The organism is Bradyrhizobium lablabi, from assembly GCF_018129385.1.
GTDB classification, from domain to species: Bacteria; Pseudomonadota; Alphaproteobacteria; order Rhizobiales; family Xanthobacteraceae; genus Bradyrhizobium; species Bradyrhizobium lablabi_C.
The window spans coordinates 171,563-195,893 of sequence record NZ_JAFCLN010000008.1; the positions used below are offsets into that span (position 1 = coordinate 171,563).

A 24,331-nucleotide genomic window follows, 5' to 3' on the forward strand; every position below is an offset into this window, starting at 1 on the left:
GATAAAATGGCCGTTGGCTGCGGAACGGCGCGTATCGAACGAAAGTCCTGAAATTCGAATGGCAAAGCAATCCATGATTCGCAACCTGCGTGCTGCTTCGGCGCTGTTCGTTGCCGCTTCGCTCGCGGGCGCAGCCACGCCATCTTCGGCGCAGACCGTTCCGGTGCCCAAGCCCGCGCCCAAAGCGCGCGACAATACGCAGATGAGCGCCTCCGAACAGCAGAAGCCGCCGCTGACGACGGGCACCACGCAGACGCCGCCGAATCCCGTTATTCCCGATCCGCGGCGCAATCAGCCCGCCAATATCTTTGCGACGTTCGATGCAAACCAGAAGGCACAGGCCGCAAAGGTCTCGAGCTATCTTTCGTCGCTGCAACAGCTGAGCGGCAATTTCGTGCAGGTCGGCCCGGACGGCAGCAAGACCAAGGGCGACTTCTACATCCAGAAACCCGGCAAGGTGCGCTTCGAATATGATCCGCCGACGCCAATTGCGATCGTCGCCGACGGCTCCTCGCTCGCGGTGCGCGACCGCAAGCTCGCCACGCAGGATATCTATCCGTTGTCGCAGACGCCGCTGCGCTTTCTGCTGTCCGACCGGATCGACCTGTTGAAGGACACCAACGTCGTCAGCGTGACCGCGGACGACGTCTTCATCAGCGTGACCATCGAGGAGAAGCAGGCCCTGATCGGCACCAGCCGCCTGATGCTGATGGTCGGCGCCAAGGACGGCCAGCTCAAGCAATGGACCGTGACCGACCCGCAGGGCTACGACACCACGGTCGCGGTCTACAATCTCGATGCCCAGAAGAAGGTCGATCCCGGCCTGTTCAAGATCGACTTTACGAACTACTCGCTGCCGCCGGGCTAGCCGGTCAATTCCTGCAATGTCGTCATGCCCGGGCTTGTCCCGGGCATCCACGTCTTATGGTGCCAAAGAAAGACGTGGATGGCCGGGCCAAGCCCGGCCATGACGGGCAGCAAAGCCTGCTACACCGTCCCCATGCGTTTCTCCCTGACAACCTGGAACATCAATTCGGTCCGCCTGCGGATCGATCTCGTCGCAAAATTCATCAAGGCGACGCGGCCGGACGTGCTGTGCCTCCAGGAGACCAAGTGCATCGACGATGCCTTTCCGCTGAAGCGTTTTCGCCGGCTCGGCTATGAGCATATCGCGCTGAACGGGCAGAAGGGCTATCACGGCGTCGCCATCATCTCGCGGCTGCCGTTCGAGAACACCGACATCCGCACCTTCTGCGACAAGGTCGATTCCCGCCACATCTCGGTTTCGTTCGGCGAGAAGGCGCAGCTTTCACGGCCGCTGGTGCTGCATAATTTCTATGTGCCCGCCGGCGGCGACATCCCCGATCCCGCGCTCAACGAAAAGTTCGATCACAAGCTGCGCTTCCTCGACGAGATGAAGGCGTGCGAACCGCTGCATCCGCGCGGCGACGACCGGCATATCCTGGTCGGCGACCTCAACGTGGCGCCGCATGAGAACGACGTGTGGTCGCACAAGCAGTTGTTGAAGGTGGTGTCGCATACGCCGATCGAATGCGAAAAGCTGCTGGCGGCGCAAACCCACGGCGAGTGGTTCGACGTCGCGCGCGAAAAGATACCGATGTCGGAAAAAGTCTATACCTGGTGGAGCTATCGCGCGGCGGACTGGACCGCCAACGACCGCGGCCGCCGACTCGACCATATCTGGGTGTCGCGCGCGCTGAAGGACCATATCAGCGATTTCCGCATTTTGCGCGATGCGCGCGGCTGGGATCGGCCGTCCGATCATGTGCCTGTGACGGCGACGCTGGAGGTGTGACCGTCGTCCCTGCGAACGCAGGGACCCATACCGCGTTATGCTCGTGGCGAGAAAAGGCTGGCTGAGGCCATCGCAAGACAACAAGGGCCGCGGCGTATGGGTCCCGGCTCGCGCGGAGCCTGTCATCGGGCGCGCATTCGCGCGACCCGTTGGCTTGGCCGGGACGACGGCTAGGTGCTCAACTTGGCGCCGGCCATCAAAATGTCGCTGGCGAGCTGGCTGGTGCGGGTGGCGAATTCGTCGCGCAGGCGGTGCGCCGCGGCGGGGTCGCTTTCGAGCACGCGCTGGAACAGGCTGCGCGCGATCCGGATCGCGGAAGAACGCTCCAGCGCAACCGCCGTCGAGGGCCGCCGCATCGCGACCACAAGCGCAAGCTCGCCGATCAGCGTCCCGGGGCCGACGGTGATTTCGGCGGCAACGCCGTCATCGATGCGGAATGCGCCACGCTGGACGATGAAGCCGGAATCGGCTTCCTCGCCGGCCTGGAAGAGGTAGTCGCCGCGTTCGAAGTTGCGCTGTTCGGAGCCGATCGCCAGCATGCGCAGGGACGACGACCCCAGCAGGCGCAGGGTCGGCACGCGCTCCAGCAGGGCTACATCGTCTTCGATCGACATAAAGGACCGGTGATCGGTGTCCGTGAGCTACGAATCGCTAAAGGCGAATCGTATCACGGCACCAGCTTGTAGCCACCGGCTTCCGTCACCAGGATCTCAGGATTGGCCGCATCTTTCTCGATCTTCTGGCGCAGCCGGTAGATATGGGTTTCGAGCGTATGGGTGGTGACGCCGGAATTATAGCCCCAGACTTCCTGAAGCAGCGTCTCGCGGGAGACCGGGAGCTGGCCGGCGCGGTACAGGAAGCGCAGGATCGCGGTTTCTTTCTCCGTCAACCGCACCTTCCGGGCGTTGGCACCGGTCAGCATCTTGGAGCCGGGACGGAAGGAATACGGGCCGACCGAGAACACCGCGTCCTCGCTGGCCTCATGCTGACGGAGCTGGGCCCGGATGCGCGCCAGCAGCACCGCGAAGCGGAACGGCTTAGCCACATAATCGTTGGCGCCGGATTCAAGGCCGAGGATGGTGTCCGAATCGGTGTCGTGGCCAGTCAGCATGATGATGGGAGCCTTGAAGCCACCCTTGCGCAAGCTGCGTACGACCTCACGGCCATCGGTGTCGGGCAGGCCCACATCCATCAGCACGAGATCGGGCGAATCAGTCTTCGCGGCGCTGGCGCCCTTGGCGCCGGTATCGACGGCGGAAGCCTCGAATTCATCATGCAGCGATAGTTGCTCAACCAGCGTGTCGCGGAGATCGGTGTCATCATCGACGATCAGGATCTTGCGGGCATTGGCCATTGATACGATCCTCTTGGAAGCTCAGGCAGCGGACACAAGCGGAAGCGCTTTGGCCGAGACTTGATAGACAGACCCGAAGTGCCGGGCATTAATTCGTATTCAGGTAGGGGATAGTTACAGATTCACAAGCTGAGCCGTATTCTACTCCAGAATTTGCGGTCTTTTTGGTGAATGTCGTTCGATTGCGTCAAATAGGACATTCGGGGCCTGGGAGGCAAGCCCGGGAACCCCGCGGCAGGATGGGAAGGTTCAAGATTTCAATCACTTATGAGACAAGTCCGCGTGATCGGCCGCTCTCGGCGATCACCGTCCACGCTGCCGCCGGCGACATCAGGCGCGGCTGGCTGACGGCGGACGGCTGGACCGTACCGGTCGCGTTAGGCCGGGGCGGCATCAAGGCCAACAAGCGGGAAGGCGACGGCGGGACGCCGCGCGGCACGTTTTATCCGCTGCGTTTGTGGTGGCGAGCAGATCGTCACATCAGGCCAAAGACGTTTTTGCCAATTCGCACGATTCGTCGCGAGGACGCCTGGTGCGAAGACCCGGCCGACCGTCACTACAACCAGCCGGTGCGGCTACGCGACGGCGAGGGCGGCGACCGGTTGACGCGCGAAGATCATCTCTATGACTTCATCGTCGAGATCGACCACAATGCCGCGCCGCGCATTGCCGGCCGCGGCAGCGCCGTGTTCCTGCATCTGGCCCGCACCGATTTCTCGCCGACCGCGGGCTGCGTATCGATGACGCGATCGGCGATGTTACGCCTGCTGCGGCGGATGGGGCCGCAGACCAGGATCATTATTGGATGAGCATCATTTTGGGGACCAATCATGCTCGAGAAAAACCAGATCGTATCGGCGTCGCAGATCCTGCATGAGCATTGGCGCGCCGGCACCAAACTCGCCGCGCTCGACGACTGGATGCGTCCAACCAATCGCACCGAAGGCTACGCCATCCAGGCCGCGCTCGAACGCTTCTCCACCACGCACCTGTTCGGCTGGAAGATTGCGGCCACCAGTGAGGCCGGGCAGAAGCACATCAATGTCGCCGGCCCGATGGCGGGACGCATTCTGGCCGAAACGGTGATTGCCGACGGCGGCATGGCCTCGATGGCCGGCAATGAAATGCGCGTCGCTGAGCCCGAATTCGCCTTCCGCACGAAGACCGATCTGCCGGCGCGCTCGACGCCCTACACCGTGCAGCAGGTGCTCGACGCCGTCGACACGCTGCATCCGGCGATCGAGATTCCGGACTCGCGCTTTGCGGATTTCGTCGGCGCCGGCGAAGCGCAACTGATCGCCGACAATGCCTGCGCGCATCTGTTCGTGCTCGGGCCCGCGACGACGGCGGACTGGCGTTCAATGGACCTGATCGAGCATCGCCCCGTCACCACGATGCGCGGCCAGCAGTTCATCGGGCACGGCAAGAACGTGCTTGGCGACCCCCGCGTCGCGCTGACCTGGCTCGCCAACGAATTGCGCCAGCTCGGCGTGACCTTGAAGGCGGGAAGGGTGGTCACCACAGGCACCTGCCATCCGCCGCTGCCGATTGCGGCCGGCGATTTCTGTGCGGCGGATTTCGGCGTGCTGGGAAAGGTGTCCGTGGGGTTTGGGTAGACTCTCATCCCGTCATTGCGAGGAGCCCGCGACAAAATTGCGGAGCAATTTTGCGCTGAAGCGACGAAGCAATCCATCTTTCCCCGTGCGGATGCATGGATTGCTTCGCTTCGCTCGCAATGACGGCGAAGGACGACGAATCACCGATGCCCGAAAATCGCCGATCCCACGCGCACATGCGTCGCACCGAACTGAATCGCGGTGACGAAATCGGCGCTCATGCCCATCGACAGATTCTTCAGCCCGTTGCGCGCGGCGATCTTCGCGGTGAGGGCAAAGTGCGGCGCCGGCGCCTCGTCAACCGGCGGGATGCACATCAGCCCCGCGATCGTCAGGCCGTATTTCTCGCGGCAGGCCGCGATGAAGGCATCGGCCTCCGCCGGCGCGACGCCGGCCTTTTGCGGCTCCTCGCCGGTATTGATCTGAATGAACAGTTCCGGCTGCCGCCCCTGTAATTTCATTTCCTTGGCTAACGCTTCGCAAATACTCGGACGATCGACCGAATGGATGGCGTGAAACAGCGCGACCGCTTCCTTTGCCTTGTTGGACTGTAGCGGCCCGATCAGATGCAGCACGATGCCGGGGTAAGCCATCATTAACCCTGGCCACTTCGCCTTCGCCTCCTGCACGCGATTCTCGCCGAAAACATGCTGTCCGGCCGTGATAACCGGCGAAATCGCTTCCGCATCGAACGTTTTCGACACCGCGATCAGCGTCACCGACGTGCGGTCGCGCCCCGCATCCTTGCAGGCGCGTGCAATCTCCTGCTCCACCGCGGCCAGGCCGTTTGGTGAAGACGAAGTTACCGGCGCAGTCGTCTCGGCCGCCATGTCATCTCCAACGCCGCGAATTTGCCTGGTTTGCTCTAATTTTACCAAGTTCGGGAAAGGGATTTTGAACCCTTGCCGTTACCTTGCCACGGGGCAGGGCAACGAATGTCGCGCGTTATTTTCAGCCGCAACAGGGTGAAACTCAAGAAGCTTCTTGGCATCCGCACGCGCCTTGCGCTGCTGGCGCTGATGCTGGTGGCGCCCCTGATGCTGGAACGCGTTCGTTCGCTGGAGGAAACGCGTACCAAGCAGCTCGCGCAGACCTCCGAGGAATACAAAAGCCTGGTCCAGCACAGCGCCGACACCCAGCGCGAGATCATCTCATCGGTCGAGACGATCCTGAAATCGACGGCCTATATCCGCGCCGCCGGCGGCATCGGCCGCAGCTGCGACGTCATGCGCGCCAGCCTGCCGAGCAACCTGCCCTGGATCCGCAGCGTGATGATCGTCGGCAACGACGGCCGCATCCAGTGCTCGACCACCAACACGTATGTCGGCATCGACGTCAGCGACCGGCCTTATCTGATCAAGGCCCGCGAGACCCGCAATTTTGTCTTCTCGGATTTCATCCTGGCGCGGCCAACCAACACGCCGCTGATCATGGCGGCCTACCCGGTATCGGCGATCGATCCTGATTCGGACGCCGTGATTCTTGCGAGCATCAATATCGACTGGATGTCGAAGATCATGGCCAATCTCGGCGGCCGGCCCGGCATTTCCTCCGTGCTGGTCGACAGCAGCGGCACCGTGCTCGCAGCTCCCGCCGACCAGGCCAGCCGGATCGGCAAGCCGCTGGATTCGGTGCCGCTGTTGTCGGCGATCGCTCACAAGGCGCTGGTCTCCGGCGCGCCGTCAGGGTCGATCGCCTTTGCGGCCGCCGACGGCTCAAACCGCCTGGTGAATTTTGCCCAGATCCCCGGTACGCAGTCGCGCCTGATCGTCAACATCGACGAGGCCAAGGTGACCGCGGCGATCAACCGCGAGATCCGAACTGCGCTGCTGCAACTCGGCTTCGTCTGCCTGTTCGTGCTGTTCGGCGCGCTGGTCGGCGCGGAAAAGCTGATCATCCAGCCGATCGAGATGATGACGGGAATGGCCAAACGCTTCGGCGAGGGCGAATGGTCGGCGCGCGTGGGGCGCAGCAAGCTGCCCGCCGAATTCGTGCCGCTGGCGCGCGCCTTCAACGCGATGGCGGCCCAGCTCAGCCAGCGCGAACGGGAGATGGTCGCGACCAACGACCGCCTCACCGTGATGGCCTCGATCGACATGCTCACCGGCCTTGCCAACCGCCGCGGCTTCCAGAGCCGGCTCGATTTCGAGTGGATGCGCTCCCAGCAATACGACAGCGAGCTGTCGCTGATGATGATCGATGTCGATCACTTCAAGCTCTACAACGACACCTACGGCCATCCCGAGGGCGATGCCTGCCTGACCCGGCTGGGCGAGACGCTGTCCGGCATCGCTGCCGACAATATGGGCTTTGCCGGCCGCTATGGCGGCGAGGAATTTTGCCTGCTGCTGCCCAACACCGATGCCGCCCGCGCCTCGGAGATCGGCGAGGTGATCCGCGCCACGGTGCAAAGCCTCGGCATCCCGCATGCGACCTCGAGCCACCGCTCCGTCACCGTCAGCATCGGCATTGCCTGCACCCTACCGAACGAGACGCAGCGCCCCGGCGATCTGATCGAGGCGGCGGACGCCGCGCTCTATGCCGCCAAGCACCGCGGCCGCAACACCGTGGTCGAGCATGGGTTTGTGAAGCTGGTCGACGAAGCCGGCATGGCGCTAGCGAGTTGAGCAGCCCCGCCATCCGCTCAAGCCGTTGACCCCGCAGCCGCTTTTGTGGCCTAGTCCGCCGTCCTCTAGAGGACCCGCGAATCCACCAAAAGCCCAGCGATTTCATGACCTCCGAACGCTACAACGCCCGTGAAACCGAGCCGCGCTGGCAACGCCAGTGGGACGAAAAGGCGATCTTCGCCTCCAAAAACGACGATCCGCGGCCGAAATATTATGTGCTCGAGATGTTCCCCTACCCGTCCGGGCGCATCCATATCGGGCATGTCCGGAACTACACGCTGGGCGACGTGCTGGCCCGCTTCATGCGCGCCAAGGGCTTTAACGTGCTGCACCCGATGGGCTGGGACGCCTTTGGCCTGCCGGCGGAGAACGCCGCGATCGAGCGCAAGGTGGCGCCGAAGGCCTGGACCTACGACAACATCGCCGCGATGAAGAAGCAGCTCCAGTCGATCGGGCTGTCCCTGGACTGGTCACGCGAGTTCGCAACCTGCGACCCCAGCTACTACAAGCATCAGCAGAAGATGTTCCTGGATTTTCTGCGCGCGGGCCTCGCCGAACGCGAGAAGCGCAAGCTCAACTGGGATCCCGTCGACATGACCGTGCTCGCCAACGAGCAGGTGATCGACGGCCGCGGCTGGCGCTCCGGCGCCGTCGTCGAGCAGCGCGAGATGAACCAGTGGGTCTTCAAGATCACGAAATACTCGCAAGAGCTGCTGGACGCGCTCGACGGCCTCGACCGCTGGCCCGACAAGGTGCGGCTGATGCAGCGCAACTGGATCGGCCGCAGCGAAGGCCTGCTGATCCGCTTTGCGCTTGATACGGCGACCTCGCCCGCCGGTGAGACCGAGCTGCGAATCTTCACGACGCGGCCGGACACGCTGTTCGGCGCAAAGTTCATGGCGATCTCGGCCGATCATCCGCTGGCGCAGGCCGCTGCGGCAAAGAATCCGAAGCTCGCGGAGTTCATCGCCGACATCAAGAAGATCGGCACTGCGCAGGAGATCATCGACACCGCCGAGAAGCAGGGCTTTGACACCGGCATCAAGGCGATCCATCCGTTCGACCCGAGCTGGAAGCTGCCGGTCTATGTCGCGAACTTCGTGCTGATGGAATACGGCACCGGGGCGATCTTCGGCTGCCCGGCGCATGACCAGCGCGACCTCGACTTCGTCAACAAGTACAAGCTCGGCAACGTCCCGGTGGTGTGCCCGCCGGACGCCGATCCCAAGACCTTCGTCATCACGGACACCGCCTATGACGGCGACGGCCGCATGATCAATTCGCGCTTCCTCGATGGCATGACCATCGAGCAGGCCAAGGAAGAGGTGGCGAAGCGGCTGGAAACCGAGACCCGCGGCAATGCGCCGGTCGGCGAGCGGCAGGTGAACTTTCGCCTGCGCGACTGGGGCATTTCGCGCCAGCGCTATTGGGGCTGCCCGATCCCAGTCATCCATTGCCCGAAATGCGACGTGGTGCCGGTCCCGGACAAGGACCTGCCGGTCACGCTGCCGGAGGACGCCACCTTCGACAAGCCGGGCAACGCGCTCGACCATCACCCGACCTGGAAGCACGTCACTTGTCCCAAGTGCGGCGGCAAGGCGCAGCGCGAAACCGACACCATGGACACCTTCGTGGATTCGTCCTGGTATTTTGCGCGCTTCACCGACCCCTGGAACGAGGCGGCGCCGACCACACCAAAGATCGTCAACCGGATGATGCCGGTCGACCAGTATATCGGCGGCGTCGAGCACGCAATTCTGCATCTGCTCTATAGCCGCTTCTTCACCCGGGCGATGAAGGCGACCGGCCACATCGACATGAAGGAGCCGTTCGCCGGCATGTTCACGCAAGGCATGGTGGTGCACGAGACCTACCAGAAGGCCGACGGCACCTTTGTCACGCCGGCGGAGGTGAAGGTCGAGGCGATCGACGGCATACGCCGCGCGACGATGATCTATGGCGGCGACGAGGTCACGATCGGCCCGATCGAAAAGATGTCGAAGTCGAAGAAAAACACGGTCGACCCCGACGACATCATCGCGACCTACGGCGCCGACGTCGCCCGCTGGTTCATGCTGTCGGACTCGCCGCCCGACCGCGACGTGATCTGGAGCGACGAGCGGGTGCAGGGCGCCTCGCGCTTCGTGCAGCGGCTGTGGCGGCTGGTGAACGAATCGGCTGACATTGCCAGGTCAGCCCCGGCGGCGCGGCCGGCCTCATTCGGTCCCGAGGCGCTGGCGCTGCGCAAGGCCGCCCATGGCGCGCTGGACAAGGTGTCCGGCGGCATCGAGCGGCTGCATTTCAACGTCTGCCTCGCCCATATCCGCGAATTCACCAATGCGCTGGCCGACGTGCTGGCCAAGGGCGACAAGCCGGCGCCCGACGTCGCTTGGGCGATCAAGGAGGCCGCAGTCATCCTTGTGCAACTGATTTCGCCCATGATGCCGCATCTGGCCGAGGAATGTTGGGTGGTGCTGGGCCAGCCGGGGCTGGTTTCGGAGGCCGATTGGCCGCAAATCGAACGCGATTTGCTGGTTGAAGACACCGTGACGCTGGTGGTCCAGGTCAACGGCAAGAAACGGGGTGATGTAACCGTGCCACGGGGCGCCCAAAATCCGGAAATCGAGGGTGCAGTTTTGGCGCTCGATGCGGTAAAACAGGCCCTCGGGGGCAAGCCCGTCAAAAAAGTGATCGTTGTTCCCATGAGGATCGTGAATGTCGTTGGCTAGGGGAAGGATTGCCGTTCGGCTACTGGCCGTGGCCGCCTTGGCCGCGCTGACCTCCGGCTGCTTCCAGCCGATGTATGCCGAACGCACGGACGGCACGCCGGCCCTGCGCGAAAAGCTGATGGGCGTCGAGCTTCCGCCGGTCGACAAGCCGAACGCCTCGCGCGAGGCTCGCATCGGGGTCGAGGTCCGCAACGCCCTCGCCTTCAAGCTCTATGGCAATGCCACCGGCATGCCGCCGACCCATAAGCTGGTGCTGCGCTTCACCACCTCGCGCTCCTCGCTGATCCTGGATCCCCTGACGGCACTGCCATCGACCGAGAACTACGGTATCGATGCGCAGTATGCGTTGATCGAGCTTAACAACAACAAGCAGGTCATGACGGGCTCGACGTTCTCGCGCGTGTCCTACGACATCCCCGGTCAGCTCCAGCGCTTCGCCCGTAGCCGCGCGCTCCGCGACGCGGAGGATCGCGCCGCACAGGAGATCGCCGAAAATATCCAGACGCGGCTGGCGTCGTTCTTCTACGCCGGCACCTGACCTTCCGTCATTCCGGGGCACGCGAAGCGTGAACCCGGAATCCAGAGATAAGAGAATTCGATCGAGATTCCGGGTCCACGCGAAGGCGCGTGTCCCGGAATGACTCCGAGAGACTTGGCAATGGTCGCCCTCCGCGGAAAAGACATCGACGCTTTTCTTGCCCGGCCCGACCCCGGCCGCCCCATCATCCTGCTCTATGGCCCCGATGCCGGTCTGGTGCGCGAGCGCGCCAATGCGCTGATGGCCTCCGCCGTTGACGATCCCAACGATCCCTTTTCGCTGGTGCGGCTTGATGGCGATGAATTGTCCGCCGAGCCGTCGCGGCTGGTCGATGAAGCGATGACGGTGCCGCTGTTCGGCGGCCGCCGCGCGATCCGCGTCCGCGCCGGCTCGCGCAATTTTGCCAGCGGTGTCGAGACGCTTGCAGACTCCGCAGTCAAGGATTGCCGCATCGTGATCGAGGCCGGCGACCTCCGTGCGGAATCGCCGCTGCGCAAGGCCTGCGAGCGTGCCAAGACCGCGGTCGCGATCGGCTGCTATCCCGACACCGAGCGCGACCTGGCAAAACTGATCGACGAGGAACTGGGGGTGTCAAAGCTGCGCATCGCGTCCGACGCGCGCGCCGTGCTGATGGGTTTGCTCGGCGGCGACCGCCAGGCCTCGCGCAACGAGCTTCGCAAGCTCACGCTGTTTGCCCATGGCGCCGGCGAGGTCACGCTCGACGACGTGATGACCGTGGTTTCCGACGCGTCGGAACTGAAGCTCGACCCGATCGTGGACGCCGCGTTTGCCGGCAACGCCGCGACGGTCGAAAGCGAATTCGCCAAGGCAATGGTGGCCGGCACCTATCCCGGCGTGATCGTCGCGGCCGCGCAGCGTCAGGCGGCGTGGCTGCACAAGTCCGCGCTTGCGATCGCCGACGGCACGCCGGCTTCGGCGGTGCTGGAGGGCGGATATCCGCGGCTGCATTTTTCGCGCAAGGGCGCGGTCGAGATCGCTTTGCGCAATTTCAGCCCGGCGCGGTTGGTGACGATCATCGACCAGCTCGCCACCGCAGCCTTCGACATGCGCAAGCAGACCGGACTTGCGGCGGCGATTGCGCAACGCACGCTGCTCGCGATCGCGGCCAATGCGAAGCGGCGGGGATGACGCTGCATCGATCGAAGATGTTGGGAAGATCTCACCACCGTCATTGCGAGCCAACGGGTCGCGCGAATGCGCGCCCGATGACAGGCTCCGCGAAGCAATCCAGCTTTGCCGCAACAAAGAAAGCTGGATTGCTTCGTCGCTTCGCTCCTCGCAATGACGAGGAGAGACGTGGTCGAACTAACTAGCCGCTCCGCGCCAGGCGCCGCATCACCTCGTCGAGCTGGTCGAGGCTGCGGTAGCTGATCTGGACGCTGCCGCCGGGATCGCGGTGACTGACGGTGACGTTCAGCCCGAGCGCATCGCTCACCCGCTTTTCGAGCGCGATGGTGTCGGCATCCTTGGTCTTGCCGCCACCGCTAGCGCGCGCCTTCTGCGGCTTGCGCTCGGGCACGCCCTCCTCATGCGCCAGCGCTTCGGTTTGGCGGACCGTCAGTCCCTCCTCCACGATGCGCTTGGCCGCGCCGAGCGGATCGGGCACGCCGATCAGCGCGCGGGCATGGCCGGCCGACAATTTGCCCGATGAGATCAGCGACTGCACCTCGGCCGGCAGTTTCGTCAGCCGCATCATGTTGGCGACGTGGCTGCGGCTCTTGCCGACGATTTTTGCGATGTCTTCCTGGCTGCGTTTGAATTCATCCGCGAGCGCGTGATAACCCTGCGCTTCCTCCATCGCGTTGAGGTCTTCGCGCTGCACGTTCTCGATGATCATGATCTCGAGCGCGTCTGATTCGCTGACCTCGACCGGAACGATGGGTACTTCGTGCAGGCCCGCGAGCTGCGACGCCCGCCAGCGCCGCTCGCCGGCGATGATCTCAAAGCGGTCCTGCGAACCCTTCACCGGCCGCACCACGATCGGCTGGATCACGCCGTGCTGCTTGATCGAGTCGGAGAGCTCGTTCAGCTCGACCTCAGTGAATGCCTTGCGCGGGTTGCGCGGATTGGGTTTCAAAAATTCGATCGGCACCTTGCGCTGGTTGCGCGGGCGCTCGACATGTGCGGCCTCACCGCCGACGTCCCCGATCAGACTTGCAAGACCTCGGCCCAGTCGCGAACGAGCTTCTTCGGCCATCGCCAGCTCCCTAAAATTCACCTAGCGGTACTCCAGCATCAGCATTTCAGTAGGATGGGTAGAGCGAAGCGAAACCCATCGCGCTTGTTGTGATGGGTTTCGCTGCGCTCTACCCATCCTGCGATTCCGCATCAATGCGTCTTGAGCTCGCGCTCGCGCTGGATCACTTCCGTCGCAAGCTTCAGATACGCTTCGCTGCCGACGCATTTGAGATCGTAGACCAGCACCGGCTTGCCATAGGACGGCGCCTCGGAGATGCGGACGTTGCGCGGGATCATGGTGTTGTAGACCTTGCTCCCCATGAACTGGCGCACGTCGGCGACGACCTGGTTCGACAAATTGTTGCGCGAGTCGAACATGGTGAGCACGATGCCGTGGATCGACAGATTCGGATTGAGCGTGGTCTTCACCTGCTCCACCGTCTGGAGGAGCTGCGACAGACCTTCCAGCGCGAAGAACTCGCATTGCAGCGGCACCAGGATCGCATCGGAAGCCGCCATCGCATTGACGGTGAGAAGGTTGAGCGAGGGCGGGCAGTCGATCAGCACATAAGTGTAATCGCTGTCCGGCGTGGCGTCGGTGTTGAGCGCCGCGATCGCATCGCGCAGACGGAAGGCGCGGCCGGGTGTCGTGCCGAGCTCAAGCTCGAGGCCGGAGAGATCCATGGTGGAGGGCGCGATGTGCAGCCGCGGCACCGCGGTCGCCACCACGCCTTCGCGCAGCTTGGCTTCACCGACCAGCACGTCGTAGGTCGAGCAGTTGCGGTTGCGGCGATCGATGCCAAGCCCGGTCGAAGCGTTGCCCTGCGGATCGAGATCGACGATCAGCACGCGCTCGCCGATCGCGGCCAGCGCCGTGCCGAGGTTAATCGCGGTGGTGGTCTTGCCGACGCCGCCCTTCTGATTGGCGAGCGCCAATATGCGCGGGTGGCCCGGCGGTTTTGGCGCTCTATCTTCTTGATAAACCTGATCAATTACGCTCATGGCCTGCCGTCCAAAAAGGTCGCGGAGGGATTTTGGTGCTCGATATGGTCGAGTTCGACGATCCAGCCGTGTCCGCCCGTCCGGCTGGGATGAAGCTTAGGCTGGACTTTCCAATATTTAGTGGCTTCGGTCAACTCAGCCTCTACATCTTGGCCCTTGAGAAACAGGGCTTTTGCGCCCCGTCGCACCAATGGTTCTGCAAAGCCGATAAGCTGGTGTAACGGAGCCAGCGCGCGGGCCGTAACGCAATCGACTGAGTCTGCGAACCTATCCACAATATCTCCGATGTCGGCGGGATGCACCGTTCCCGGAGCTCCCGTGACGCGAATGGCCTCGCGCAGGAAAGCAGCTTTCTTGCCGATTCGCTCGACCAGATGGATCATCGCGCCCGGTGTTTCGGCCAGCGCGCAGGCGAGCACTACACCTGGAAAGCCACCGCCGCTGCCGAGATCAACCCAGGTCTTTGCCGACGGAGCCAGGCTGAGGAGCTGGAGCGAATCGGAGATGTGGCGGGTCCAGAGATGTGGAAGCGTGGAAGGCGCGACCAGGTTGGTCTTGGCCTGCCACTCCAGGAGCAACGCGACGTAGCGGTCGAGCCGCGCTTCCGTTTCACGTGAAATGGGGGTGAGGGCGAGGGCGGCCGCTTTGTCGGCGGCCGAAGTCGGGGAAGCGGATTTGTCAGCTTTGCGCATTGGAAATCATTGTGGCCGTCATTGCGAGCGAGCGAAGCAATCCATCTTGCCGCAAGGAAAGCGTGGATTGCTTCGTCGCTTCGCTCCTCGCAATGACGAGATGGCGGCCAGCCGCCTGTTTCACGTGAAACGTTATGCGATCGCCCTCGCCGCCTTTCGCCGCGCCTCGCGCCGAAGATAAGCCGCCAGGATCCCGAGCGCCGCTGGCGTCATTCCGTCGATACGGCCCGCCTGCCCCACGGTTCGCGGCCGGGCGGCCTGAAGTTTGGCGCGGGCTTCGTTCGAGAGACCGGGAACATCGGCATAATCAACGTCCGTCAGCAACAGCCCCTCATCGCGCCGGAAAGCGTCGACATCGGCGGTCTGGCGCTTGAGGTAGACGTCGTACTTGGCGTCAATCTCAAGATGGACCGCAATCGCCGGGTCGATGGCTGAGAGCTCCGGCCAGATGCCGCAGAGCGCGGTCCACTCGATCTCCGGATAGGCCAGCAGCTCAAAGGCCGAGCGGCGGTTGCCATCGCGGTTGAGGGCGAGTCCATGCCTGGCCGCTTCGTTGGGCGTGATCGCCAGCGATTTTGCCAACGCCTTTGCGGCTTCAAGTGCGGCCATCTTGGCGGCGTGCCGCTCCGCCCTCGCCTGCCCGACACATCCCAATGCGATGCCCTTGTCGGTCAGGCGCTGGTCCGCATTGTCGGCCCGCAAGGTCAGCCGATACTCGGCGCGCGAGGTGAACATCCGATAGGGCTCGGTGATCCCCCGGGTGACGAGGTCATCGATCATCACGCCGAGATAGCCGTCGGCGCGGTCGAACACGATCGGGTCGGCCCCGCCCGCCGCCAGCGCGGCGTTCAGCCCGGCCACGATCCCTTGGGCAGCGGCCTCTTCATATCCCGTGGTGCCGTTGATCTGTCCGGCCAGGAAAAGTCCCGGCAGGCGCTTGGTCTGTAGCGTCGGATCAAGTTCGCGCGGATCGACGTGATCGTATTCGATAGCGTAGCCTGGACGAACCATCTTGACCCGCTCGAGACCCCGGATGGTCGCCAGGATCGCGAGCTGCACCTCCTCCGGCAGCGAGGTCGAGATGCCGTTGGGATAGACGGTGGTGTCATCGAGCCCTTCCGGCTCGAGAAAGATCTGGTGGCCGTCGCGGTCGCCGAAGCGGACGATCTTGTCCTCGATCGAGGGACAATAGCGCGGGCCGGTGCTCTTGATCTGGCCGGAATACATCGGCGAACGATGAACGTTGGCCCGGATCACCTCATGGGTGGCGGGCGTGGTCCGGGTGATGCCGCACTGGATCTGGGGCGTCGTGATGCCGTCCGTCATCACCGAAAACGGCTCCGGCGGGTCGTCGCCCGGCTGCATCTCGACGGCCGACCAGTCGATGGTGGTACCGTCGAGCCTGGGCGGCGTGCCGGTCTTCAGGCGGCCCAGTGTAAAGCCGGCACGTTCGAAAGAGGCCGACAGGCCCATCGCCGGCGCCTCGCCGACCCGTCCCGCCGGCCAGTTCTTTTCGCCGAGATGGATCAGGCCCCGCAAAAAGGTGCCGGTGGTGATGACGACGGCCGCGGCCGAAAGCGTCCGGCCGTCGCCGAGCCGAATCCCGGCCACCCGGCCATTCAAAACGATCAGTTCGTCCGCCTCGCCCTCGACCACGTCGAGATTGGCGGTCTGGCGGATCGCGGCCTGCATCGCCGCCGCATAAAGCTTCCGGTCGGCCTGCGCCCGCGGCCCGCGGACAGCCGGGCCCTTGCGGCGGTTCAGCATCCTGAACTGGATGCCGCCGGCATCGGCGACCCGGCCCATCAGACCGTCCAGGGCATCGACTTCCCGGACCAGATGCCCCTTGCCCAGACCGCCGATCGCGGGATTGCAGGACATCGCCCCGATGGTCGCAAACCGATGGGTCACCAGCGCCGTCTTGGCACCCATCCGCGCCGCCGCGCTGGCGGCTTCACAGCCGGCGTGGCCACCACCGATGACGATGACGTCGAATGAGCCCGAAGATGCGATCATGGGCGGACTTCTATCGCGAGCTGGGCAAAGCCGGAAGCGGTAAGTTCAGTCGCAGAAGTGTTTCACGTGAAACAGGGCAGGTTCCGCGGCGCCGGAATGTTTCACGTGAAACACTCCGTTAATGCCTCGAACAAAGGAATATTACTTCCCTATACAGAACTCCCGGAAAATGACGTCGAGCACGTCCTCGACATCCACCCGACCCAGGAGGCGCCCAATAGAGAGCGCCGCGGCTCGCAGGTCCTCAGCAACAAGTTCGTCGCCCTTCCCGACCGCATCCAGACTTCGCCTCAGTGACTCGGCGGCCTCCCGCAAGAGAGTCCGCTGCCGCTCGCGCGTGATCAAGCCCCCCTCGCCCGTGCCAAAATAGCTCTGCGCGAAATCCACCAAAGCGGCGATCAGTTCGGGGAGGCCGGCGCCGCTCCTGGCCGAAATCCGGAACTCGGCCATTGGCCGACCTTCGATACCGGCCGTGCTCGCCCTGACGAGATCGATCTTGTTGTGCACCAGCCAGACCGGCGCCGTGCCGTGATGCTCGACCGGCGCGCCTGCGGTATCTGCGAGCCACAGCACGAGATCCGCCTCACCTGCCCTCGCCCGCGCGCGACGCACGCCCTCCTGCTCCACGGGATCGCTGGTCTCGCGGATGCCGGCCGTGTCGATCACGGTCACCGGATAGCCGTCGAGATCGAGCTGCACCTCAATCACGTCGCGTGTGGTGCCGGCGTGCGGCGACACGATCGCGACGTCGCGGCGCGCGAGCTGATTGATCAGCGTCGACTTGCCGACATTGGGCGGACCGGCGATCGCGACGACAAGTCCGTCGCGCAACCGCTCGCCCTGGCTCTGCGCTGCGAGCACGGTTTCGATCTCGCTCAGCAGCGTCCTGACTTTCGCGAGCGCCGGCGCGATCAGCTCCGCAGGCACGTCGCCCTCGTCGGAAAAATCGATGCCGGCCTCGATCAGCGCCGAGGCTTCGATGATCTGCGCACGCCAGTCGCGCGCCTTGTCACCGAGCATGCCCTTCAACTGGCGTAGCGCCTGGCGGCGTTGCCGGTCGGTGTCGGCATGGATCAGATCGTCGAGACCTTCGGCCTCGGTGAGATCGAGCTTGCCGTTCTCGAACGCGCGGCGGGTGAATTCGCCGGGCTCGGCCGGCCGCACATTTTCAAAACCTGACAGCGCGGTCAGCAGCGAGGCAAGTACGGCGCGTCCGCCATGAATATGTAACTCGGCGACGTCTTCGCCGGTCGCGCTCGCCGGTCCCGGAAACCACAGCACCACGGCATCGTCGATCGGCCGCTGGCCGACATCATGCAGCAACGCGCGGGTGGCCGTCCTTGGCGCCGGCATTTTTTCGGCGAGGGCCGTGAGCACGGTGCCCGCCTCGGATCCTGACACACGCACGATCGCAATCGCACTTGGCGGCCGGCCCGACGACAGGGCGAAGATAGTCTGATCCCTTGGATGCATCGCCTATTTGTTCGGAGGCCTTTGAAAAGGCAAAAGCATTTTCAAGCTGCGGCGGCCGCCGCAACACTTATGCTGCAAAAATGATGCAGCGACGACGGAGATACCTTCCGCTCCAAGCTAAATATATTATTTTTCAATGGCTTATATGGTTACCGGACGGTAAACGCCCGGCACGGCGCAATGCAGTTCCGCTGCAGCAAAACGTGCAATACGACATCACCAATGAAAAAGGGCGCCGTCCAGGCGCCCTCTCCGTCCGAGCCAACCGGCTCAGGTGTTCATGGAGTCGAAGAACTCCGCGTTGTTCTTGGTGTTGCGGAGCTTGTCGAGCAGGAAGTCGATGGCGTCCATGGTGCCCATCGGATTGAGGATCCGGCGCAGCACGTACATCTTCTTCAGCACCTGCGGATCGGTGATCAGCTCTTCCTTGCGTGTGCCGGAGCGCGAGATGTCGATCGCCGGGAAGGTCCGCTTGTCGGAGACCTTGCGGTCGAGGATCAGTTCGGAGTTGCCGGTACCCTTGAACTCTTCGAAGATCACTTCGTCCATGCGGCTGCCGGTATCGACCAGCGCGGTCGCGATGATGGTGAGCGAACCGCCCTCCTCGATGTTGCGCGCGGCGCCGAAGAATCGTTTCGGCCGCTGTAGCGCGTTGGCGTCGACACCACCTGTCAGCACCTTGCCGGATGATGGCACCACCGTGTTGTAGGCACGGCCGAGGCGCGTGATCGAATCGAGCAGGATGACGACGTCGCGGCCGTGCTCGACCAGGCGCTTTGCTTTTTCGATCACCATCTCGGCGACCTGGACGTGACGTACCGCCGGTTCATCAAAGGTCGAGGACACGACCTCGCCCTTCACCGAGCGCTGCATGTCCGTGACTTCTTCCGGACGCTCGTCGATCAGCAGCACGATCAGATAGCAGTCGGGATGATTGGCGGTGATGGAGTGCGCAATGTTCTGCATCAGCACGGTCTTGCCGGTGCGCGGCGGCGCCACGATCAGGGCGCGCTGGCCCTTGCCGATGGGAGCAACGATGTCGATCACGCGTGCCGAAAGATCTTTTCGCGTGGGATCGTCGATCTCCATCCGGAAACGCTGGTTCGGGAACAGCGGCGTGAGGTTGTCGAAATTGACCTTGTGCTTGGCCTTTTCCGGATCCTCGAAATTGAGGGTGTTGACCTTCAGCAGCGCAAAGTAGCGTTCGCCTTCCTTCGGGCTGCGGATGTGGCCTTCAATGGTATCGCCGGTGCGCAGGCCAAAGCGGCGGATCTGCGAGGGCGAGACGTAGATGTCGTCGGGGCCGGGCAGGTAGTTCGCGTCGGGCGAACGCAAAAAGCCGAAGCCGTCGGACAGCACCTCGACGACGCCTTCGCCGATAATATCGGTTTCCGCGATCGCAAGCTGCTTGAGGATAGCGAACATCAGCTCCTGCTTGCGCATGGTGCTGGCGTTTTCGACCCCGTTCTCTTCCGCGAACGAGACCAGCTCGGCCGGCGTTTTCGATTTAAGGTCTTGAAGTTTGATTTCCCGCATTGGGGTTGGTCCTGTGGGGTATTCGTAGGGAAGGGGTGCGAGGTGGCTTTAGAAAAAAGCGGACATGAAAGAAGGAAGGTCCGCAGGTCTAAGCAAGGAAAGCGCCGGGAAGGCTTCAAACCTGATGCGGCGGCCGGTCCAACTTAAGGCCCGGAACGCAACCACATCCGCCTGCGAGGGTGGGGATTTCAATAATATAGAAAATCGCTTTTCGCTCCGCAAGCCGGTGTGATGCCCGGACTGTTGACGCGCGGTGGCTCAAAACGGTTTGACGATCACCAAAATCACGATACCGATCATTAACGCTGTAGGTACCTCGTTGATTATCCGATAGAATTTCTGATCCCGGGTATTCCGGTCGGCGGCGAAATCTTTTACGCAGCGGGACAAAAAGCCGTGCACGCCGGACATGATGAGGACCAAGACGAATTTGGCGTGAAACCAGGGCGACGAATACCAGTGGCCGGCCCAGACCAGATAAAGCCCGGCAAGCCAGGTCACGATCATCGCCGGATTGATGATCGCTTTCAAAAGCCGCCGTTCCATAACCTTGAAGGTCTCGGACTGCTTTGATCCGGCCTCGGCCTCGCAATGATAGACGAACAGCCGCGGCAGATAGAGCATGCCGGCCATCCAGGAGATGACCGCAATCACATGCAGGGCCTTGATCCACTCATACATCGGGGCATCTCACCTTTGGGCACGCAGCGGCAATTCAATGCCGACTGGAACTACCGCAACGACTCTCACATTGCTGAGCAGCCTTGCCGGCGTGGGACGAACACATATCCGCAAAGCCGGTCTCCTCTAAACTAATAATTTTAGATTCTAAGGGTTTGAGTCTTCTTGATCGTGATTTGGACTCACGAATCGCTGTCCGCATTTTCTTCAGCGCCTGTCCACATTCCTCAACAATTCGGTAGGCTACCCCTGCCATCCCGATAAGGGCTTCCGCATCAGCGACTTGCGCGCCGTTCGGGACAGCTTATGCAGAGACAAGCCAACAACTTCTCACTATCATCGCGGCAAGCAGTTGGACTTTTCCTTTTGGGAGGCGCTGTGAAGAAAACTGCCGGTTATCCCGTCGCCGATGACCGACAGCAGATTCACCGTCCCAGGCTCCACAAGGATTCACAGGATACACAGGGGTCTTAGTGCCGACGTCAGGCAATTATTTTCATCTGCATCTGGTCTCGGATTCGACCGGCGAGACGCTGATCACGGTGGCGCGCGCGGTGGCTGCGCAATACGCCAACGTGACGGCGGTCGAGCATGTCTATCCGCTGGTGCGCAGCCAGAAGCAGCTCGATCGCGTGCTCGACGAGATCGAGGAGGCGCCCGGCATCGTGCTGTTCACGCTGCTGGAGAAGGATATCGTCGCCAAGCTCGAGGCCAAGTGCAAGGAGATCAACGTTCCGAGCCTGTCGATCATCGGCCCGGTCATGCAGTTGTTCGAAGCCTATCTCGGCGCCGCCACGCAGGGGCGGATCGGCGCGCAGCACGTCCTCAACGCGGAATATTTCAAGCGCATCGATGCGCTGAACTACACGATGATGCATGACGACGGCCAGCACGTCGAAGGGCTGGAGGAGGCGGATGTGGTGCTGGTCGGCGTGTCCCGCACCTCGAAGACACCGACCTCGATCTATCTCGCCAACCGCGGCATCCGCACCGCCAACGTGCCGCTGGTGCCGGGCATTCCGCTGCCGCACCAGCTCGAACATCTGAAGAAGCCGCTGGTCGTCAGCCTTCATGCCACGCCCGAGCGTTTGATCCAGGTCCGGCAGAACCGGCTCCTGAGCATGGGCGACCGCGACAACGAAACCTATATCGACAAGCAGGCGGTGGCGGACGAGGTTGCATTCGCGCGGCGGCTGAGCGCCAAGTTCAACTGGGCCTTGCTGGACGTGACGCGGCGCTCGATCGAGGAAACCGCCGCGGCCGTCATGAAGCTCTATGCCGACCGGCAGCGGAACAGGCCTGCGGAATGATTTTCGACCCATGACCATCTGGCGCGGAAAGGACCCGTTGATCCTGGCTTCGCAAAGCCGCGCGCGGCAATCGTTGCTCGCCAATGCCGGCATCGCCTTCGAGGCCGTTCCAGCCGATATCGATGAGCGCGCCGTGCAGGGGAACTCTGGCCTCAGGGCGCCGGACAACATCGCCTTGCTGCTCGCGCGTGAAAAGGCGCTGTTCGTTTCAGCAGGATATCCCGGCCGCGTGGTTGTCGGCGCCGATCAAACCCTGGCACTCGGCAACAGGCTGTTCAGCAAGCCTGCCGGCCGCGCGCAGGCGAGCGAACAATTGCGGGCGCTTGCCGGTCAAACTCACCAGCTGTGCTCCGCCGTTGCGGTGGCGCGTGACGGAAAGATATTGTTCGCCGAAATTTCCATTGCACGCATGACGATGCGGCCATTGAGCGGCGATGAAATAAAGTCCTATCTGGATGAAGCCGGCGAGGCCGTCACGACCAGCGTCGGCGCCTATAAGCTCGAGGGATTAGGAGTGCACTTGTTCGCACGCATCGAAGGCGATCATTTTACCATTCTGGGTCTGCCGCTCTTGCCGCTGCTCGCATTCCTGCGCAGCGAGCGGCTGCTCGGCGTTTAGGGCGATGCGACCCATGCTAGTCCTTGGACTGACCGGCTCGATCGGAATGGGGAAATCGACCACTGCAACCCTGTTCGAGGAGGCCGGCGTTCCCGTCTACGACGCGGACGCCTCGGTGCACCGATTGTACGAAGGCGAGGCGGTTCCTTTCATCGAGGCGGCATTTCCGGGCACGACAGCAGGCGGCAAGGTGGACCGCGCCAAACTTTCCGAGCGCGTGGTTCACGATCCCGAAGCCATGAAGCAGCTCGAGCAGATCGTTCATCCGATGCTGAGCGCCGGCAGAAAGAAATTCTTCGACGATGCCGAGCAGTCCGGCATCCCCGTTGTTGTGGTGGACGTGCCGCTGCTGTTTGAGACCGGCGGCGAGAAGCGCGTCGATGCGGTGGTCGTGGTGACGACCTCGCCGGAACTCCAGCGTGAGCGGGTGCTGGCGCGCGGCACGATGGACGCCGCCAAACTCGACTCCATCATCGCGCGGCAAATGCCCGACGCGGAGAAGCGCAAGCGCGCCAATTTCGTCGTGGATACCTCACACGGGCTTGATCCCGTGCGGGCGCAAATCAAGGACATTTTGGCCGCGGTCGTTAAGATGCCGCAGCGGCGAGTCTGATTCGCCGGCTTGTTGGCTCTTTAGACGCATGCGCGAAATCGTTCTCGATACCGAAACCACCGGCCTCGATCCGCTCCGCGGCGATCGTCTGGTCGAGGTCGGCTGCATTGAAATCTTCAACCGCATGCCGACCGGGCAGACGTTCCACCGTTACATCAATCCCGAGCGCGACATGCCGCTCGAAGCCTTCAACGTGCACGGGCTTTCGACCGAGTTCCTCGCCAGCAAGCCGCTGTTTGCCGAGATCGTCGAGGAATTCCTGGAATTCATCGGTGACGCGCCGCTGGTGATTCACAATGCGTCGTTCGACATCAGCTTCATCAACGCCGAACTCGACCGGATCAAGCGGCCGGCGATCGTGAAGGACCGGCTGGTCGATACGCTGCTGCTGGCGCGGCGCAAGCATCCCGGCGTGTCGAACAGGCTGGACGATCTCTGCTCGCGCTATGCGATCGACAATTCCCGCCGCACCAAGCACGGCGCGTTGCTCGACGCGGAACTATTGGCCGAGGTCTATATCGACCTGATCGGGGCGCGGCAGTCGCAACTGATCCTGGCGTCCGAGGTCCGCGACATCAGGGTAGGGGCGGGCGAAATGCCGCGGCGGCAGCGCGAGGTTCCGCTCGCGCCACGGGTTACCGAGGAAGACCGCCTCGCGCACCGGGCCTTTGTCGCCACGCTCGGCGACAAGCCGATCTGGAATGAGTTTCTGCCGGCCGCCTAGCCAGGCAGAATATCGGCTCGGCTTAGGCTTGGGCCGCCGCCTGCCGTTCCATGTTCTGGCGGTAGAGGCCGACGAAATCGACGGGATCCAGCATCAGGGGCGGGAAGCCGCCATCGCGCACGGAAGTCGCGATGATTTCGCGGGCGAACGGGAACAGCAGGCGCGGGCACTCGATCATGACCAGCGGATGCAGGTTCTCCTTCGGCACGTTCACGATCCGGAACACGCCAGCATAGGTGAGGTCGAAGCTGAACATCACCTTTCCGGCATTTTCGGCCTTGCCTTCGACCTTCAGCGCCACCTCGAACTCGGTCTCGGACAGGTTGTTGGCGTGCACATTGATCTGGATGTTGATCTGCGGCTGCTGTTGCTGCGGCTGAAGCGAGGACGGTGCATTCGGGTTCTCGAATGACAGATCCTTGGTGTACTGCGCCAGCACGTTCAACTGGGGAGGGGCCGTCTCGGGCGACGAACCGTTGCCGTTGGTCATGAAAATCTCTCCTTGGATACGCGGGCCGGCTTTTGGGTCTGATTTTGCGCGTGAAGCTGCGAAAATGCCGTGGTCGGCGCGAGTGGCTATCATAGCCCCGCCTTCTTCCACAAGGACGACAATCGCGCCCGGATGTGAAATCGCGCGCCTTTCCGCCCAATATGGATAATCGGTCACGTCCGGCCGCCCGGTTCATAGCCTAAATTATTGAATACGCGCCATTTCCGGGCCCGATCGGCTTTCCCCCGGCACTGAAAACGCGCTACAATCGACCCGCGCCAAAACGCGCCATTGGC

23 protein-coding genes are annotated in these 24,331 nt (G+C 63.0%); 12 read left to right on the top strand and 11 right to left on the bottom strand.

Annotated features, from left to right (window positions below; all coding sequences use genetic code 11):
- Positions 1 to 58 precede the first annotated feature (58 nt).
- Positions 59 to 868: an outer membrane lipoprotein carrier protein LolA gene (locus JQ628_RS17745; protein ID WP_212224108.1), complete on the top strand. Its 810-nt coding sequence runs from the start codon at positions 59 to 61 to the stop codon at positions 866 to 868.
- A 132-nt stretch (positions 869 to 1,000) separates the two neighbouring features.
- A complete protein-coding gene (locus tag JQ628_RS17750; RefSeq protein ID WP_212224237.1) occupies positions 1,001 to 1,816 on the top strand; it encodes an exodeoxyribonuclease III in 816 nt (271 codons plus the stop codon).
- 170 nt (positions 1,817 to 1,986) lie between these two features.
- On the opposite strand, the gene JQ628_RS17755 is transcribed toward JQ628_RS17750, so the two are convergent.
- Entirely contained in the window at positions 1,987 to 2,430 is a 444-nt protein-coding gene (locus JQ628_RS17755) for a cyclic nucleotide-binding domain-containing protein (RefSeq protein ID WP_212224110.1), read from the bottom strand.
- A gap of 53 nt (positions 2,431 to 2,483) precedes the next feature.
- Positions 2,484 to 3,170: a response regulator transcription factor gene (locus JQ628_RS17760; RefSeq protein ID WP_100420557.1), complete on the bottom strand. Its 687-nt coding sequence runs from the start codon at positions 3,168 to 3,170 to the stop codon at positions 2,484 to 2,486.
- A 239-nt stretch (positions 3,171 to 3,409) separates the two neighbouring features.
- Between JQ628_RS17760 and JQ628_RS17765 the strand changes: the two genes are divergently transcribed.
- Together JQ628_RS17765 and JQ628_RS17770 are read left to right on the top strand one after the other, a co-directional pair.
- On the top strand, positions 3,410 to 3,979 hold the full coding sequence (locus tag JQ628_RS17765; RefSeq protein WP_212224111.1) for a L,D-transpeptidase family protein: 570 nt from the start codon (positions 3,410 to 3,412) through the stop codon (positions 3,977 to 3,979).
- A 21-nt stretch (positions 3,980 to 4,000) separates the two neighbouring features.
- Positions 4,001 to 4,786 carry a 2-keto-4-pentenoate hydratase gene (locus tag JQ628_RS17770; RefSeq protein ID WP_212224112.1) on the top strand — a complete coding sequence of 262 codons (786 nt, stop codon included), beginning with the start codon at positions 4,001 to 4,003 and terminating at the stop codon, positions 4,784 to 4,786.
- A 140-nt stretch (positions 4,787 to 4,926) separates the two neighbouring features.
- Here the strand turns inward: JQ628_RS17770 and JQ628_RS17775 are convergent, their stop codons facing one another.
- Positions 4,927 to 5,616: a YggS family pyridoxal phosphate-dependent enzyme gene (locus tag JQ628_RS17775; RefSeq protein ID WP_212224113.1), complete on the bottom strand. Its 690-nt coding sequence runs from the start codon at positions 5,614 to 5,616 to the stop codon at positions 4,927 to 4,929.
- A gap of 105 nt (positions 5,617 to 5,721) precedes the next feature.
- Between JQ628_RS17775 and JQ628_RS17780 the strand changes: the two genes are divergently transcribed.
- From JQ628_RS17780 to holA, 4 genes are all read left to right on the top strand, one after another.
- Positions 5,722 to 7,413, top strand: a complete 1,692-nt coding sequence (locus JQ628_RS17780; protein WP_212224114.1) for a diguanylate cyclase domain-containing protein — start codon at positions 5,722 to 5,724, stop codon at positions 7,411 to 7,413.
- A 104-nt stretch (positions 7,414 to 7,517) separates the two neighbouring features.
- A complete protein-coding gene (leuS, locus tag JQ628_RS17785; RefSeq protein ID WP_212224115.1) occupies positions 7,518 to 10,142 on the top strand; it encodes a leucine--tRNA ligase in 2,625 nt (874 codons plus the stop codon).
- A complete protein-coding gene (gene lptE, locus JQ628_RS17790; RefSeq protein WP_212224116.1) occupies positions 10,129 to 10,680 on the top strand; it encodes an LPS assembly lipoprotein LptE in 552 nt (183 codons plus the stop codon). The genes leuS and lptE overlap by 14 nt, the downstream gene beginning before the upstream one ends.
- 120 nt (positions 10,681 to 10,800) lie before the next feature.
- On the top strand, positions 10,801 to 11,829 hold the full coding sequence (gene holA / locus JQ628_RS17795) for a DNA polymerase III subunit delta (RefSeq protein ID WP_212224118.1): 1,029 nt from the start codon (positions 10,801 to 10,803) through the stop codon (positions 11,827 to 11,829).
- 181 nt (positions 11,830 to 12,010) lie between these two features.
- Here the strand turns inward: holA and JQ628_RS17800 are convergent, their stop codons facing one another.
- The 7 genes from JQ628_RS17800 to hemJ form a co-directional block, all read right to left on the bottom strand.
- The gene (locus tag JQ628_RS17800) at positions 12,011 to 12,898 is read right to left on the bottom strand and encodes a ParB/RepB/Spo0J family partition protein (RefSeq protein WP_212224120.1); all 888 of its coding nucleotides are present in this window, start codon (positions 12,896 to 12,898) and stop codon (positions 12,011 to 12,013) included.
- A gap of 131 nt (positions 12,899 to 13,029) precedes the next feature.
- Entirely contained in the window at positions 13,030 to 13,881 is an 852-nt protein-coding gene (locus tag JQ628_RS17805; protein WP_212224122.1) for a ParA family protein, read from the bottom strand.
- The gene (gene rsmG / locus JQ628_RS17810; protein WP_212224123.1) at positions 13,878 to 14,573 is read right to left on the bottom strand and encodes a 16S rRNA (guanine(527)-N(7))-methyltransferase RsmG; all 696 of its coding nucleotides are present in this window, start codon (positions 14,571 to 14,573) and stop codon (positions 13,878 to 13,880) included. The genes JQ628_RS17805 and rsmG overlap by 4 nt, the downstream gene beginning before the upstream one ends.
- A 132-nt stretch (positions 14,574 to 14,705) precedes the next feature.
- Positions 14,706 to 16,589 carry a tRNA uridine-5-carboxymethylaminomethyl(34) synthesis enzyme MnmG gene (mnmG, locus tag JQ628_RS17815; protein WP_212224124.1) on the bottom strand — a complete coding sequence of 628 codons (1,884 nt, stop codon included), beginning with the start codon at positions 16,587 to 16,589 and terminating at the stop codon, positions 14,706 to 14,708.
- 141 nt (positions 16,590 to 16,730) lie between these two features.
- Positions 16,731 to 18,062 (bottom strand): tRNA uridine-5-carboxymethylaminomethyl(34) synthesis GTPase MnmE, encoded by a 1,332-nt coding sequence (mnmE, locus tag JQ628_RS17820; protein WP_212224125.1) that lies wholly within the window; start codon positions 18,060 to 18,062, stop codon positions 16,731 to 16,733.
- A 270-nt stretch (positions 18,063 to 18,332) separates the two neighbouring features.
- Positions 18,333 to 19,598 carry a transcription termination factor Rho gene (gene rho / locus JQ628_RS17825; protein ID WP_212224126.1) on the bottom strand — a complete coding sequence of 422 codons (1,266 nt, stop codon included), beginning with the start codon at positions 19,596 to 19,598 and terminating at the stop codon, positions 18,333 to 18,335.
- Positions 19,599 to 19,856: 258 nt separating this feature from the next.
- Entirely contained in the window at positions 19,857 to 20,279 is a 423-nt protein-coding gene (hemJ, locus tag JQ628_RS17830) for a protoporphyrinogen oxidase HemJ (protein WP_212224127.1), read from the bottom strand.
- Positions 20,280 to 20,752: 473 nt separating this feature from the next.
- Between hemJ and JQ628_RS17835 the strand changes: the two genes are divergently transcribed.
- The 4 genes from JQ628_RS17835 to dnaQ are packed head-to-tail and all read left to right on the top strand — an operon-like array spanning position 20,753 to position 23,545.
- Positions 20,753 to 21,589 (top strand): pyruvate, water dikinase regulatory protein, encoded by an 837-nt coding sequence (locus JQ628_RS17835; RefSeq protein WP_212224128.1) that lies wholly within the window; start codon positions 20,753 to 20,755, stop codon positions 21,587 to 21,589.
- A gap of 10 nt (positions 21,590 to 21,599) precedes the next feature.
- Positions 21,600 to 22,208 carry a Maf family protein gene (locus tag JQ628_RS17840; protein WP_212224130.1) on the top strand — a complete coding sequence of 203 codons (609 nt, stop codon included), beginning with the start codon at positions 21,600 to 21,602 and terminating at the stop codon, positions 22,206 to 22,208.
- A gap of 13 nt (positions 22,209 to 22,221) precedes the next feature.
- Positions 22,222 to 22,821 carry a dephospho-CoA kinase gene (coaE, locus tag JQ628_RS17845; protein ID WP_212224132.1) on the top strand — a complete coding sequence of 200 codons (600 nt, stop codon included), beginning with the start codon at positions 22,222 to 22,224 and terminating at the stop codon, positions 22,819 to 22,821.
- 28 nt (positions 22,822 to 22,849) lie between these two features.
- Complete coding sequence (gene dnaQ / locus JQ628_RS17850) at positions 22,850 to 23,545, top strand: DNA polymerase III subunit epsilon (RefSeq protein ID WP_212224134.1); 696 nt, start codon at positions 22,850 to 22,852, stop codon at positions 23,543 to 23,545.
- Between the two features lie 22 nt (positions 23,546 to 23,567).
- Here the strand turns inward: dnaQ and secB are convergent, their stop codons facing one another.
- Entirely contained in the window at positions 23,568 to 24,035 is a 468-nt protein-coding gene (gene secB, locus JQ628_RS17855; protein ID WP_212224135.1) for a protein-export chaperone SecB, read from the bottom strand.
- Positions 24,036 to 24,331: the final 296 nt, after the last annotated feature.

Bases quoted from the DNA above. Each gene is read 5' to 3' on its own strand.
- JQ628_RS17745 (WP_212224108.1), top strand. From the start codon at position 59: ATGGCAAAGCAATCCATGATTCGCAACCTGCGTGCTGCTTCGGCGCTG.
- JQ628_RS17750 (WP_212224237.1), top strand. From the start codon at position 1,001: ATGCGTTTCTCCCTGACAACCTGGAACATCAATTCGGTCCGCCTGCGG.
- JQ628_RS17755 (WP_212224110.1), bottom strand. From the start codon at position 2,430: ATGTCGATCGAAGACGATGTAGCCCTGCTGGAGCGCGTGCCGACCCTG.
- JQ628_RS17760 (WP_100420557.1), bottom strand. From the start codon at position 3,170: ATGGCCAATGCCCGCAAGATCCTGATCGTCGATGATGACACCGATCTC.
- JQ628_RS17765 (WP_212224111.1), top strand. From the start codon at position 3,410: ATGGGAAGGTTCAAGATTTCAATCACTTATGAGACAAGTCCGCGTGAT.
- JQ628_RS17770 (WP_212224112.1), top strand. From the start codon at position 4,001: ATGCTCGAGAAAAACCAGATCGTATCGGCGTCGCAGATCCTGCATGAG.
- JQ628_RS17775 (WP_212224113.1), bottom strand. From the start codon at position 5,616: ATGGCGGCCGAGACGACTGCGCCGGTAACTTCGTCTTCACCAAACGGC.
- JQ628_RS17780 (WP_212224114.1), top strand. From the start codon at position 5,722: ATGTCGCGCGTTATTTTCAGCCGCAACAGGGTGAAACTCAAGAAGCTT.
- leuS (WP_212224115.1), top strand. From the start codon at position 7,518: ATGACCTCCGAACGCTACAACGCCCGTGAAACCGAGCCGCGCTGGCAA.
- lptE (WP_212224116.1), top strand. From the start codon at position 10,129: ATGTCGTTGGCTAGGGGAAGGATTGCCGTTCGGCTACTGGCCGTGGCC.
- holA (WP_212224118.1), top strand. From the start codon at position 10,801: ATGGTCGCCCTCCGCGGAAAAGACATCGACGCTTTTCTTGCCCGGCCC.
- JQ628_RS17800 (WP_212224120.1), bottom strand. From the start codon at position 12,898: ATGGCCGAAGAAGCTCGTTCGCGACTGGGCCGAGGTCTTGCAAGTCTG.
- JQ628_RS17805 (WP_212224122.1), bottom strand. From the start codon at position 13,881: ATGAGCGTAATTGATCAGGTTTATCAAGAAGATAGAGCGCCAAAACCG.
- rsmG (WP_212224123.1), bottom strand. From the start codon at position 14,573: ATGCGCAAAGCTGACAAATCCGCTTCCCCGACTTCGGCCGCCGACAAA.
- mnmG (WP_212224124.1), bottom strand. From the start codon at position 16,589: ATGATCGCATCTTCGGGCTCATTCGACGTCATCGTCATCGGTGGTGGC.
- mnmE (WP_212224125.1), bottom strand. From the start codon at position 18,062: ATGCATCCAAGGGATCAGACTATCTTCGCCCTGTCGTCGGGCCGGCCG.
- rho (WP_212224126.1), bottom strand. From the start codon at position 19,598: ATGCGGGAAATCAAACTTCAAGACCTTAAATCGAAAACGCCGGCCGAG.
- hemJ (WP_212224127.1), bottom strand. From the start codon at position 20,279: ATGTATGAGTGGATCAAGGCCCTGCATGTGATTGCGGTCATCTCCTGG.
- JQ628_RS17840 (WP_212224130.1), top strand. From the start codon at position 21,600: ATGACCATCTGGCGCGGAAAGGACCCGTTGATCCTGGCTTCGCAAAGC.
- coaE (WP_212224132.1), top strand. From the start codon at position 22,222: ATGCTAGTCCTTGGACTGACCGGCTCGATCGGAATGGGGAAATCGACC.
- dnaQ (WP_212224134.1), top strand. From the start codon at position 22,850: ATGCGCGAAATCGTTCTCGATACCGAAACCACCGGCCTCGATCCGCTC.
- secB (WP_212224135.1), bottom strand. From the start codon at position 24,035: ATGACCAACGGCAACGGTTCGTCGCCCGAGACGGCCCCTCCCCAGTTG.